The organism is Pelotomaculum propionicicum, assembly GCF_004369225.1.
GTDB lineage: Bacteria > Bacillota > Desulfotomaculia > Desulfotomaculales > Pelotomaculaceae > Pelotomaculum_B > Pelotomaculum_B propionicicum.
Window position 1 is genome coordinate 1 of the sequence record NZ_QFFZ01000070.1, and the last position, 13,000, is coordinate 13,000.

The 13,000-nt window shown below is 49.8% G+C and carries 11 protein-coding genes and 1 other annotated feature; all 11 genes read left to right on the plus strand.

What is annotated here, in order from left to right; translation table 11 throughout:
• Window positions 1–126 (plus strand): EF-Tu C-terminal domain-related protein (locus Pmgp_RS17725; protein ID WP_486644362.1); only part of this gene is annotated, 126 nt, incomplete at its 5' end.
• 337 nt (window positions 127–463) lie between these two features.
• Entirely contained in the window at window positions 464–613 is a 150-nt protein-coding gene (rpmG, locus tag Pmgp_RS17730; protein ID WP_134215788.1) for a 50S ribosomal protein L33, read from the plus strand.
• 202 nt (window positions 614–815) lie between these two features.
• Entirely contained in the window at window positions 816–1,259 is a 444-nt protein-coding gene (secE, locus tag Pmgp_RS17735) for a preprotein translocase subunit SecE (RefSeq protein WP_134215789.1), read from the plus strand.
• 52 nt (window positions 1,260–1,311) lie between these two features.
• Entirely contained in the window at window positions 1,312–1,839 is a 528-nt protein-coding gene (nusG, locus tag Pmgp_RS17740) for a transcription termination/antitermination protein NusG (RefSeq protein ID WP_134215791.1), read from the plus strand.
• Window positions 1,840–2,010: 171 nt separating this feature from the next.
• On the plus strand, window positions 2,011–2,439 hold the full coding sequence (rplK, locus tag Pmgp_RS17745) for a 50S ribosomal protein L11 (protein WP_134215794.1): 429 nt from the start codon (window positions 2,011–2,013) through the stop codon (window positions 2,437–2,439).
• A 48-nt stretch (window positions 2,440–2,487) separates the two neighbouring features.
• Window positions 2,488–3,186, plus strand: coding sequence for a 50S ribosomal protein L1 (gene rplA / locus Pmgp_RS17750; protein WP_134215796.1), 699 nt, complete (start codon window positions 2,488–2,490; stop codon window positions 3,184–3,186).
• Window positions 3,187–3,280: 94 nt separating this feature from the next.
• Window positions 3,281–3,420 (plus strand) — a sequence feature (ribosomal protein L10 leader region).
• An 81-nt stretch (window positions 3,421–3,501) separates the two neighbouring features.
• Window positions 3,502–4,029, plus strand: a complete 528-nt coding sequence (rplJ, locus tag Pmgp_RS17755; protein ID WP_134215798.1) for a 50S ribosomal protein L10 — start codon at window positions 3,502–3,504, stop codon at window positions 4,027–4,029.
• 212 nt (window positions 4,030–4,241) lie between these two features.
• Window positions 4,242–4,622 carry a 50S ribosomal protein L7/L12 gene (gene rplL, locus Pmgp_RS17760; RefSeq protein WP_134215800.1) on the plus strand — a complete coding sequence of 127 codons (381 nt, stop codon included), beginning with the start codon at window positions 4,242–4,244 and terminating at the stop codon, window positions 4,620–4,622.
• A 617-nt stretch (window positions 4,623–5,239) separates the two neighbouring features.
• Window positions 5,240–8,656, plus strand: a complete 3,417-nt coding sequence (rpoB, locus tag Pmgp_RS17765; RefSeq protein ID WP_134215801.1) for a DNA-directed RNA polymerase subunit beta — start codon at window positions 5,240–5,242, stop codon at window positions 8,654–8,656.
• Window positions 8,657–8,942: 286 nt separating this feature from the next.
• Window positions 8,943–12,452, plus strand: coding sequence for a DNA-directed RNA polymerase subunit beta' (gene rpoC, locus Pmgp_RS17770; RefSeq protein ID WP_134215803.1), 3,510 nt, complete (start codon window positions 8,943–8,945; stop codon window positions 12,450–12,452).
• Window positions 12,453–12,579: 127 nt separating this feature from the next.
• The coding region (locus Pmgp_RS17775; protein WP_205078061.1) for a hypothetical protein at window positions 12,580–13,000 on the plus strand (421 nt) is incomplete at its 3' end.

Consider the following 13,000-nt stretch of genomic DNA (forward strand, 5'->3'; position numbering starts at 1 on the left):
GGTGACAACATCCAGATTGACATCGCGCTGATCACCCCGATCGCCATAGAAGAGGGCCTGCGCTTTGCCATTCGCGAAGGCGGCCGCACTGTGGGCGCCGGTGTTGTGACAGGAGTTAAAGAATAAATTCCTAAATGATCATAATTAAAATCGTTGCAGAGAAGGAATCGTTGGATTCCTTCTCTTTGTTCCGCCTGCTTATAACAAGTGGTGGTATAAAAAGGTAATCATATTGTTAAAATAAAATTAGTATCTTCAACCGATCAGACGTCCAGTTAATAGTGCTGAGTATTCCCTGACAAGGAAAAAGGCTGTGATCCCGGCAGGGGAAATTGGTTCCTCCAGATGTAACCAGCAGTAAGGGGAAACTATTGACATCACTTTTTAATTGTGTTAAATTTGTAAGGTAAATTTTCAAAAAGCGGTACGTAATTTTTTTTTGGCTTTAGGGGAGGTGGCGCTGGTGAGAGTGGGTGTTACTTTGGCGTGTACTGAGTGCAAAAGAAGAAACTACACCACTGAAAAAAACAAGAAGAATGATGCCAACAGGATCGAAATGAAAAAGTACTGCAGATTTTGCCACACGCACACTTTACACAAGGAAACCAGATAACGTTAAGTCATCCTCTTTGTCAGGAAAGGGGCGACCTTCGACAGCGGAAGGTAGACTCATCACCTTCAGGTGAAATTCCCCCAGTTTATAAATGCCTCCGATGGAATGCCCCAATTAACAGCCGCATCTACGCTGGATGATTAACACGCCGGATGTTCTCTTGCTGCGCACATTATAGAAAAAATTAAGGATGTGGCGTTTTATGGTTCTTACTAAAAAGCAAGATAATGGCAACAAAAAGAAAGAACATGGCAAAAGGGAAACCAGGCCAAAGTCCAACGAGGCCAGGAGTTTTGTTGCTTCCGACAAAAAAGCCGCGGCACATAAAAATACTGGGTTGAAGCCGGAAAAAAAAGAATTTGCCAAGAAAGAACTTGCCTTAATTAAGGACAAAAAAGATATAATCAAGAAAGAACCCACCAAGAAAGAACCGCCTGTAAAAAAAGAAAAAGTCAACTATATAGAACTGGTTCAAAAGTTTGTTAAAGGGACTCTGAACGAACTGAAAAAAGTTCACTGGCCCACACGGAGAGAAATAATTATTTATACTGCGGTTGTCTTAGTGGCGGTAGCGTTTGTGGGAGCCTTGATCTGGCTGTTCGACTCGGTTTTAAGTCTTATCCTGAGGCAAATCATACAAAGATAATTTCCTGAGGGGGTGAGGGACCTGTCTTGCAGGAGAGGGTCCCTTGTAATTTATGGAAAAGAACTGGTATGTTGTACATACCTATTCCGGTTACGAAAATAAGGTTAAAGCCAACCTTGAAAAACGTATTGAGTCTATGAACATGGAAGAGAAAATCTTCCGTATTCTGGTCCCGATGGAGGACGAGGTTGAGGTTAAAGACGGCAAGAAGAAGATATCGAAGCGCAAAGTTTTTCCAGGCTACGTCCTGGTGGAAATGTTTATGACCGACGACTCATGGTATGTTGTGCGGAACACACCAGGGGTGACTGGCTTTGTCGGGTCGGGTTCCAAACCCATTCCGCTGAATGAAGCGGAAGCGAGGCAGATTATCAGGCAGATGGGTGTCGAAGAGCCGAGGGCGCGCATTGATTTTTCAACCGGTGAAAATGTCCGGGTTACAGCAGGACCCTTTGAGAACTTTATTGGGCAAATCGATGAAATAAACATTGAAAAAGGTAAAGTTAGAGTGATTATTTCCATGTTCGGCAGGGAAACCCCGATCGATTTGGAATTTACCCAGGTTGAAAAGATTTCCTGACCTGGATTCTATATAAAAGACCCAAAAAGACTAACATGTTTTCTGATGATCTTACTAAATTAATTTTCAGGGTTTGAGATTAAGATGTTGCTATGGCTTTAAAGGAACGCACCTTAAGTCCAATGTCTCACGTCCCACGTCTCACGACCCAAAAAGGAGGTGTGAGTGCGAATGGCAAAGAGAGTATCTGCAATAGTAAAATTACAGGTCCCCGCGGGCAAAGCTACGCCGGCCCCGCCTGTAGGTCCGGCGTTGGGCCAGCATGGGGTTAATATCATGGCCTTTGTGAAGGAGTACAATGAACGTACTGCTGCGCAGGCAGGCCTCATTATTCCGGTTGAGATTACAGTCTATGAGGACCGTTCCTTTACCTTTGTGACCAAGACGCCGCCGGCAGCTGTACTGCTTAAAAAGGCGGCCGGCCTGGAAAAGGCTTCTGGAGAGCCGAAAGCGAAAAAAGTTGCGAAAATTCCCCGCTCCAAAGTGCGGGAAATAGCCGAATTGAAAATGCCGGATTTAAACGCGGCCAGTGTTGAAGCAGCGATGCTTATGGTTGAAGGCACAGCCCGCAGCATGGGGATTGAGATCGTAGAAGGATAACCAGTGGGAGGAAACTTATTCCGCTAATACCACAAGGAGGTTTTAGTTATGCCCAAACACGGCAAAAAATTTACAGACGCGTCCAAGCAAATTGAACGCGGTACTTTTTACGAGCCGGCGGAGGCTTTTGAACTGGTTAAAAAAACAGCTACAGCCAAATTTGATGAGACTATTGAAGTGGCCATACGCCTGGGAGTAGACCCCCGCCACGCGGACCAGCAGGTGCGCGGCGCCGTGGTGCTGCCCAACGGTACCGGCAAGACACGTACAGTCCTTGTATTTGCCAAGGGTGACAAGGAAAAAGAAGCCCTTGACGCCGGGGCTGATTACGCCGGAGCAGAAGATATGGTAGCCAAGATTCAGCAGGAAGGCTGGCTGGCGTTTGACGTAGCCATAGCCACCCCCGATATGATGGGTACGGTTGGTAAACTGGGTCGCATTTTAGGCCCCCGCGGCCTGATGCCAAACCCTAAAACCGGTACGGTTACTTTTGATGTGGCTAAAGCAGTAAAGGAAGTAAAAGCGGGTAAAATAGAATACCGGGTAGATAAAGCGGGCAATATCCACGCTCCTATCGGAAAGGTGTCTTTTGAGACCGAAAAACTGGTTGAAAACCTGCGCACGCTGGTGGACGCCCTGGTCCGGGCGAAGCCGGCCGCGGCCAAGGGGCAGTACATGAAGGGGATTTCACTTAGCTCAACCATGGGGCCGGGTGTCAAGGTAAATACTCAGAAAGTGACATCTTAAATTGGTTGTGGGAAATAAGACGTGAGACGTGGGAATGAATGATTGGCTGTTGAGTCAAAAACTTCAAATACCATGTCAACGACTTTTAACCTTCTATTAAAATTAAATTTTGCTGTAGACAGCTGGTGCTTTGCATAATGGCGCGTAGCCGCCGCCAGCCGAGGCCTGATATTCCTTGTGTTGAAAACACCAAGGCCTCTGTGCATGTCTGCAGAGGCCTTTATAGTCGTTGGTGGTGAGTGGTTAGTCGTTAGGGTTTGACCAACCACTAACCACCCACCACCAACCACCCAGAGGGGAGGTGTTTAAAGAAGAATGCCTATCAGTAAAGCAGAAAAGGAAGTTATTATTCAGGAATTAAAAGAGAAATTTGAAAGTTCGCAGGCAGCTGTACTTACTGATTACCGCGGTTTGAACGTGGCCGAGGCCACCAAACTGCGCCGGCGGCTGCGTGAAGCGGGCTGTCAGTTTAGAGTGGCCAAGAACACCCTGGCTAACATCGCCGCCAAACAAACTGGTCTGGAAGGGCTGGGGGCTTACCTTGAAGGACAGGTGGCCATAGCTTTTGGCACTGATCCGGTGATGCCTGCCAAAATATTGACCGAGTTTATTCGTGAAACCAAAAAGATGGAAATAAAAGCGGGCATATTGGAAGGCAGGGTCATAGACGCCAAGGGAGTCAGGGACCTGGCTGATTTGCCCCCCAGGGAAGTGCTTCTGGCCAAGGTACTGGGCGGCATGCAGTCTCCGCTTTACGGATTCGCAAGCGTACTGCAGGGCACTTTGCGCAGTTTTGTTTACGCTCTGGATGCGGTCCGCAAGATGCGGGCGGGAGAAGCATAGGAAGCCATAGGCCATAGGACGTATGACGTAGGTATGCATGAAGGTCTAATGGGTCAAAGTTCTGGAAGTAAGGCAGATATTGCCTACGGCATACGGCTTACGACCTACGGCTAAATTTGTGAGTGAGAATCTATTTGCAACAACGAATCCGGTAAAATAGCAGGTAGCTTAACAAGAAATCTATTTTAAATTTTTAGGAGGTTAGATAAAAAATGTCCAAAGTTCAAGAGATACTTGAAGCTGTAAAAGGGATGACCGTTCTGGAGCTGTCTGAACTGGTCAAAGCGTTTGAAGAAGAATTCGGCGTGAGCGCTGCCGCTCCTGTGGCTGTCGCTGCCGCCCCCGGCGCTGCCGCTGCCGCCCCGGCTGAAGTTGAAGAGCAGACTGAATTTGATGTTATTCTTTCCGCTGTAGGCGAAAAGAAGGTTAACGTGATTAAGGTCGTCAGGGAAATTACCGCCCTTGGCCTGAAAGAAGCGAAGGACCTGGTTGACAGCGCTCCCAAGCCGGTAAAAGAGAAAGTTTCCAAAGAAGAGGCCGAAGCTATAAAAGCCAAGCTGACTGAAGTGGGAGCAACTGTCGATATTAAATAAGGCACTGCTTAAAATGAAGCTTTATGATCTAAAAAGGGCTGCGGCCCTTTTTTGGTTTGTGCAACCAACGTCTGACCACTAACGACCTGGACCCCAAATTGAGGTGCGACTTCATTCGGCTAAGGTCAGGGAACACACCTTCTGTTCTGCATAATACTCTAAAGGCTGCTCACCTGAAGTAGTTAAAATATTTGGAACTTCTCGCTTTCTGTGTGAAGGAATGCTCCCGTTGGAGTGTTCGGATAAATCCGAACCTGCCAGTGAGCACATTGTTTAGAATATATGACTTTATCTTCCTAAAAATACCTTGACAGAATAAATTTAATATGCTAACATCTTAGAATGTCCTTGTTTTTCTATTCTTATTTTTTTGATCATTGCCCGTGGCATATAATGTATTTAAATACTATTTACAGGCAATAATATTTTAGATAGTCATTAATACTCCAAAAAGCGAGGTGTTGTAAAAAAAAGCAAAGCCTTGCTTTTCCCTTGTTTATCCTTAAAGAAAATAATAAGCCTAAGAGGTTGTTTTATATAAAATTTAACCACAAGTAATTGTCAATTTGCATTGAAGTCGTCTTTCTTTATTTTATGACGGGGGTGTGATGCGCTAGATGGCATGTCCTGAAAAGGTGGAGTCCGGGGTACGCTATAGTTTTGCCAAGTTGAAAGAAGTACTGGAACTGCCCAATCTTATTGAGGTCCAGCGCAATTCTTACGATTGGTTTTTAAGAGAAGGTCTGCGGGAAGTTTTTCAAGACATCTCGCCAATTCAGGACTTCACCGGCAACCTTGTTTTGGAGTTCCTTGATTACACCCTGGGGGATACCAAATACTCAGTTGAAGAGTGCAAGGAGAGGGACTTCACTTTCGCCGCGCCTTTAAGGGTAAAGGTGCGTCTGATCAACAAAGAAACCGGAGAGGTCAAAGAGCAGGAAGTATTTATGGGCGATTTCCCCTTGATGACCGAAAAGGGCACCTTTATTATTAACGGTGCTGAGAGGGTAATTGTCAGCCAGCTTGTACGCTCACCGGGCGTTTATTTTGCCGAAACAATCGACCCCAGCGGCAAGAAGCTTTATGCCGCCACCATTATTCCCAACCGGGGCGCCTGGCTTGAGTTTGAGACAGACGTCAACGACCATATTTTTGTCCGGATTGACCGCACCAGGAAGATTCCTGCCACAGTTCTGGTCAGAGCTTTAGGATGCGGAACCAACGCGATGATCCTCGATCTTTTTAATGAAGATAAAAATATACAGGAAACCCTCAGCCGGGACAACACCGACAGTGAGGAAGAAGCTCTGGTAGAAATTTATAAACGGCTGAGACCAGGAGAGCCGCCTACAGTGGATAGTGCCCGCTCTCTTCTGGAAGCCCTGTTTTTCGATCCCAAGCGCTACGACCTGGCCAACGTCGGCCGCTATAAAATCCAGAAAAAACTCAAGCACGGCATACTCTACCGCTACGGTGAAAACACCAGCGGTGAAATGGTCATGGACCCTTATCTGAAAAAAGATGTGCCTGTAGAGCGGGAATTCATCAGGGAACTGACCAGGGAAGATATATTTGAAACTATACAATATCTGCTCAAGCTGATGAATGGCGAGGGGCAGGTGGATGATATCGACCACCTGGGCAACCGCAGGCTGCGCTCCGTCGGAGAACTTCTGCAAAACCAGTTCCGGATTGGGCTTTCCAGGATGGAGAGAGTAGTCCGGGAAAGAATGACCATCCAGGATGTCGATGTGATCACCCCTCAAGTCTTGATCAATATCCGGCCGGTAGTGGCCGCCATCAAGGAGTTCTTTGGTTCCAGCCAGCTGTCCCAGTTTATGGACCAGACCAACCCGCTGGCCGAACTCACTCATAAAAGGCGCCTTTCGGCACTCGGGCCGGGCGGCCTGTCCCGGGAGAGGGCCGGGTTTGAAGTGCGGGACGTTCACCACTCCCACTACGGCAGGATGTGTCCCATTGAGACTCCTGAAGGTCCCAACATTGGACTGATCGGGTCGCTGAGCACTTATGCCAGGATCAACGAGTTTGGTTTTATTGAGACTCCCTACCGTAGGGTGGACAAAATAAATAAACGTGTGACTGAAGAGATTGTATACCTGACCGCGGACGAGGAAGAGGATTTTGTTATCGCCCAGGCCAACGCGCCTTTAGATGAGGAAGGCCGCTTTTTAGAGGGGCGTGTTAACGCCCGCTCCCCGGAAATTGTGGTTGTACCCGCCGAGCGTGTGGATTATATGGACGTGTCCCCCAAGCAGGTGTTTAGTATAGCTACAGCACTGATCCCTTTTCTGGAGCATAATGACGCCAACAGGGCACTAATGGGGGCCAACATGCAGCGGCAGGCTGTCCCTCTGCTCAAGGCCCAGGCTCCCCTGGTGGGGACCGGCATTGAATACAAGGCGGCGCGTGATTCCGGCGTGGTTGTGCTGGCCAGGAACGCGGGGACTGTTGAAAAAGTTACAGCCAACGAAATTGAAATCAAAACCAGTGAAGGAAGCAAAGAGCGCCGGAAGCTTTTAAAGTTTACCCGCTCCAACCAGGGTACCTGTATCAACCAGAAACCTGTGGTAAGAAAGGGTGATCACGTTGAGGCAGGTCAGATTATCGCCGACGGCCCTTCCACGGACAAGGGGGAGCTTGCTCTGGGGCGCAATATCCTGGTTGCGTTTATGCCCTGGGAAGGCTACAACTACGAGGATGCTATCCTGATCAGCGAGAAAGCCGTTAAGGAAGACTTTTTTACTTCCATTCACATAGAGGAATATGAGTGCGATGCCCGGGATACCAAGCTTGGCCCGGAGGAGATAACCAGAGATATTCCCAACGTGGGTGAAGAAATTTTAAAAGACCTGGACGACCGGGGGATTATCCGGGTAGGCGCCGAGGTCAGGCCTGGCGATATCCTAGTTGGCAAGGTAACTCCCAAGGGAGAGACTGAACTCACTGCCGAAGAGCGCCTGCTCAGGGCTATATTCGGTGAAAAAGCCCGGGAAGTGCGGGATACCTCGCTGCGGGTGCCCCACGGAGAGTCAGGCAAGATTGTAGATGTTAAGGTTTTTTCCCGGGACGCGGGTGACGAACTGCCTCCAGGGGTAAACCAGCTGGTGCGGGTGTACATAGCTCAGAAGAGGAAGATATCCGAAGGAGATAAAATGGCGGGACGCCACGGCAATAAGGGCGTTATAGCCAGGATTCTGCCCGAAGAGGATATGCCCTTTTTGCCTGACGGCACCCCTATTGAGATTGTACTGAACCCCCTGGGTGTTCCTTCCCGGATGAACCTCGGACAGGTCCTGGAATCCCACCTGGGATGGGCGGCCAAAGCCCTGGGCTATTGTGTTTCCACCCCGGTTTTCAACGGCGCGCTGGAAAGCGATATATTAAACACATTAAAAGAAGCGGGACTCCCGGAAAGCGGCAAGATGACATTGTATGACGGCCGTACGGGAGAGCCCTTTGACAACCCTATAACGGTCGGCTATGTGTACATGCTTAAGCTGGCCCACCTGGTGGACGATAAAATTCACGCCCGCTCCACCGGGCCGTATTCCCTGGTGACTCAGCAGCCCCTCGGCGGTAAGGCCCAGTTTGGCGGCCAGCGCTTCGGGGAAATGGAAGTATGGGCGCTTGAGGCCTACGGCGCCGCATATACCTTGCAGGAGATACTCACTGTAAAATCGGACGATGTTGTGGGCCGGGTAAAAACATACGAGGCCATTGTAAAAGGTGAAAACGTGCCGGAGCCTGGTGTTCCCGAATCTTTTAAAGTGCTGATTAAAGAGCTGCAGAGCCTGGGACTGGATGTGAAGGTCCTTTCTGAAGACGACCGGGAAATTGAGATTAAGGAAGTCGAGGAGGATATTACCGAGACAGCCAAAGAACTGGGCATCGACATTCAGGAAGAAGAGCTGCCGGTTTTAGAAGAAGAGGAATACGACGTTGATGTCGAGGATGAGGATGAGCTGAACGAAGAATTCCTTGACGAAGATTTTGAGTTGGACGATGAGGAATGAGACGTGAGATGTGGGAAGTGAGACGTGAGACTGAAGGGATGGCCTCGGTGGTCAAAGACGTTGATGGTTCTCCCGGAAGCGCACGTGACACGACTTTAAATGTCCCACGTTACACTTGGCTTAGGCTTTTAAAATTGGTTAACTTAGTTTATAAGGATATAAGTACAGGGAAGATCAAATGGTGGGCAGTGAAGAATACAAAGCATTTCTAATCAGCTTATTAGAAATACCCATATGACCCACTACTCACGACCCACGACCCACGACTAAAAAGGGAGGCGTTCTTTTGCTGGACTTAAATAATTTTGACCGGATCCGTATTGGTTTGGCTCCCCCTGAGCAAATTCGCGCCTGGTCCAGTGGTGAAGTTAAGAAACCGGAAACCATCAACTACCGCACCCTGAAACCTGAAAGGGACGGGTTGTTCTGTGAGCGCATATTCGGACCTACCCGCGACTGGGAGTGCCACTGCGGCAAATACAAGCGTGTGCGCTACAAGGGTGTCATCTGCGACAGGTGCGGCGTTGAGGTTACCCGCTCCAAGGTCCGCCGGGAAAGGCTCGGCCACATTGAACTGGCCGCTCCCGTCTCTCATATCTGGTATTTTAAAGGCATCCCCAGCCGGATGGGGCTGCTTTTGGACATGTCTCCCAGAGCGCTGGAAAAGGTGCTGTATTTTGTTTCCTATATAGTGACCGATCCCGGTGATACCGGCATGATTAAAAAGCAGCTTTTGAGCGAAACAGAATACAGGGAACACCGTGAAAGATATAACAGCGCTTTCAAGGCCAGCATGGGAGCGGAGGCTGTTAAGAAGTTACTGGAAGAAATCGACCTGGAAGAATTGAACAGGGAACTGCGCCAGGAACTGAGGGAAGTTACCGGCCAGCGCAGGATCAGAGCCATCCGCCGCCTGGAAGTGGTGGAAGCCTTCCGCAAGTCCGGTAACAGGCCTGAATGCATGGTGCTCGATGTGATTCCGGTAATCCCTCCCGAACTGCGCCCGATGGTGCAGCTTGACGGCGGGCGCTTTGCCACTTCGGATTTAAATGACCTTTACCGCAGGGTGATCAACCGCAACAACCGCCTGAAAAGGCTGCTGGACCTGGGCGCTCCGGACATTATCGTCCGCAACGAAAAAAGAATGCTCCAGGAAGCGGTGGACGCGCTGATAGACAACGGGCGCCGGGGCCGTCCGGTGACCGGGCCGGGCAACCGCCCGCTGAAATCGCTTTCCGATATGCTGAAAGGTAAGCAGGGCCGCTTCCGCCAGAATCTTCTTGGTAAAAGGGTTGACTATTCGGGGCGTTCAGTAATTGTGGTGGGCCCCGACCTGCACATTCACCAGTGCGGCCTGCCCAAAGAAATGGCCCTGGAACTATTCAAACCTTTTGTCATGAAGCGCCTGGTTAATGACGGCTTCGCCCACAATATCAAAAGCGCCAAGCGGATGGTCGAACGGGTACGCCCGGAAGTGTGGGATGTCCTGGAAGAAGTAATCGGCGAACACCCGGTCCTTTTAAACCGCGCGCCTACCCTGCACCGGTTGGGTATCCAGGCTTTTGAGCCGGTCCTGGTGAGCGGCAAGGCGATCCAGATCCACCCCATGGTTTGTACCGCTTACAACGCCGACTTTGACGGTGACCAGATGGCGGTGCACGTCCCGCTTTCCGCCGAGGCGCAGGCTGAGGCCAGGCTTTTAATGATGTCGTCAAATAACATCTTAAACCCCAAAGACGGCCGTCCGGTGGCTATTCCCACCCAGGACATGGTTTTAGGGTGCTACTACCTGACCATGCAGAGAGATGACGAGCCGGGCGAGGGTAAATGTTTTAAAGATCCGGAAGAAGCGGAGATGGCTTATAACAATAAAGTTATCAGCCTGCACGCAAAAATAAAGGTGCGTATACCTGAAATAGGTCTTACTGAAACTACTGTAGGCAGGATTATATTTAATGAAGTAATTCCTGTGGAATTGAAAAACTTGGAATGGAACGGTTTTTTCAACCAGGTTGCGGATAAGAAGGCGCTGAGCTCGATTGTTGACAAGTGTTACCGGAAACTCGGATTTTCCGCCACCACCGCGCTGCTGGACGGTGTGAAGAAATTAGGCTTTACCTACGCTACCAGGGCCGGAGTTACCATCGGCATTCAGGATATCACCATTCCCAAGGAGAAGAAGGGACTGCTGAAAGAGGCCGAGGCCCAGGTTGAAAAGGTGGAACTGCAGTTCCGCCGGGGCTTAATCACCGAGGAAGAGCGCTACCAGACGGTGATTGGAATTTGGAATGATGCCACCAGGATGGTGACAGAAGCGTTAATTGAGGACCTGGACAGGTTTAACCCGGTTTACATGATGGCCAACTCGGGCGCCCGCGGTAACATCCAGCAGATCCGCCAATTGGCCGGTATGCGCGGCCTGATGGCGGACCCGTCCGGCCGGATTATCGACCTGCCGATCAAGGCTAACTTCCGGGAAGGCCTGACTGTGCTGGAGTACTTCATCTCGACGCACGGCGCCAGAAAGGGTCTGGCCGACACCGCCCTGAGGACGGCCGACTCCGGTTACCTTACCCGCAGGCTGGTGGACGTGGCCCAGGACGTAATCGTCCGGGAGGTTGACTGCGGCACCACCCAGGGTATAGAAGTAAGTGAAATTAAAGACGGCACTGAAGTTATAGAAAAAGTAGAAGACCGTATTATTGGAAGAGTAGCCCTGGAGGATATCGTGCATCCTGAAACGGGCGAAACACTGGTTTGCGCCGACAAGGAAATAACGGAAGAAGATGCCGAGCGGATCACAGCCGCGGGAATTGAAAGGATAAAAATCCGCTCGGTGCTGACCTGCCGGACCCGTTATGGAGTCTGCATCAAGTGCTACGGACGCAACCTGGCCACAGGCCGCAAGGTTGATATCGGTGAGGCGGTTGGCATTATTGCCGCGCAGAGTATTGGTGAGCCAGGCACACAGCTTACCATGCGTACTTTCCACACCGGCGGTGTGGCCGGGGACGATATTACCCAGGGTCTGCCGCGGGTAGAAGAACTGTTTGAGGCGAGAAGGCCTAAAGGACAGGCGATTGTAGCCGACGCCGACGGCAGTGTTGAGGTGCGTGAGGTCAAGGGGCGCCGGGAGATTGAAGCCACCTCCAGTGACGGTGAAAAAACTGTTTACCAGGTGCCTTACGGCGCCCGCCTTAAGGTGAAAGACGGAGACACTATTTACGCCGGTGACGAATTAACCGAGGGCTCGGTCAATCCCCATGACCTGCTTAAGATTAAAGGGGTCCAGGGGGTACAGGTGTACCTCTTGCAGGAAGTGCAGAGAGTTTACCGCCTGCAGGGTGTTGATATCAACGATAAGCATATTGAAGTGATGATCCGCCAGATGCTGCGGCGGGTCAAAATTGAGGAGCCGGGTGATACCGACCTGCTGCCGGGCGGGCTGATTGATATCTTTGAGTTTGAGGATGAGAATAACAGAATAACGGAGCTGGAAGGTGAACAGGCTACAGCCAAAGCGCTTTTGATGGGGATTACCAAAGCTTCGCTGGCGACTGATTCCTTCCTTTCCGCGGCCTCCTTCCAGGAAACTACCAGGGTATTGACTGACGCGGCTATTAAAGGCAAGCTTGACCCGCTGCTTGGCTTGAAGGAAAACGTGATTATAGGCAAACTTGTCCCGGCCGGTACGGGAATGTCACGCTACCGCAATATAACTATAAGCGCCGACGAGGAAGATCTTCTTGATGATGAGATAATTGAAAGTGAAATGGCAAGCAGAGCTGACGCATGAATCTAAAGATTTATAACTGACAAGGTTTATAAGAGTTGGGGAGAAAAAGTTTTTCGCAAAATAGCACTGGACACCACAAAATAAATATGAGACAATAGTGTGGGAAATTTTAAAAAGGAGCCACACTATGACGATACATGAAGATTGGCCTGAGGAAGTTCTCTTGAACGGACGCATTTTTACAAGGGAAGAACTGGAACACATTAAGGAAGTGATCCGGTTGTTTCCCCGATTGAGTCAAAAGGAATTGGCGCATACGCTATGTGAAACCCTGTCGTGGTATGGACCAAACGGGAAACCAAAGCTGGAATCTTGCCGCGAGTTACTGCGAAAGCTGGAGGCGAAGGAATGGATTCGCCTTCCGGAAAAAAGAAAGGCGACTTCTTCAGGGAAAGAAACAGTCATCATCGGAACTGCTACCGAACCAGAAGAGGAACTAAGAGGGAGTGTGTCGGCGTATGCTCCCATCCAACTAGAGCCGGTACGGGTTCAAAAAGAGATTCGTCTGTGGAATGAATATGTCGAACGTTATCATATGCTCGGATACA

Bases quoted from the DNA above. Each gene is read 5' to 3' on its own strand.
- secE (WP_134215789.1), top strand. From the start codon at position 816: ATGGTTCTTACTAAAAAGCAAGATAATGGCAACAAAAAGAAAGAACAT.
- nusG (WP_134215791.1), top strand. From the start codon at position 1,312: ATGGAAAAGAACTGGTATGTTGTACATACCTATTCCGGTTACGAAAAT.
- rplK (WP_134215794.1), top strand. From the start codon at position 2,011: ATGGCAAAGAGAGTATCTGCAATAGTAAAATTACAGGTCCCCGCGGGC.
- rplA (WP_134215796.1), top strand. From the start codon at position 2,488: ATGCCCAAACACGGCAAAAAATTTACAGACGCGTCCAAGCAAATTGAA.
- rplJ (WP_134215798.1), top strand. From the start codon at position 3,502: ATGCCTATCAGTAAAGCAGAAAAGGAAGTTATTATTCAGGAATTAAAA.
- rplL (WP_134215800.1), top strand. From the start codon at position 4,242: ATGTCCAAAGTTCAAGAGATACTTGAAGCTGTAAAAGGGATGACCGTT.
- rpoB (WP_134215801.1), top strand. From the start codon at position 5,240: ATGGCATGTCCTGAAAAGGTGGAGTCCGGGGTACGCTATAGTTTTGCC.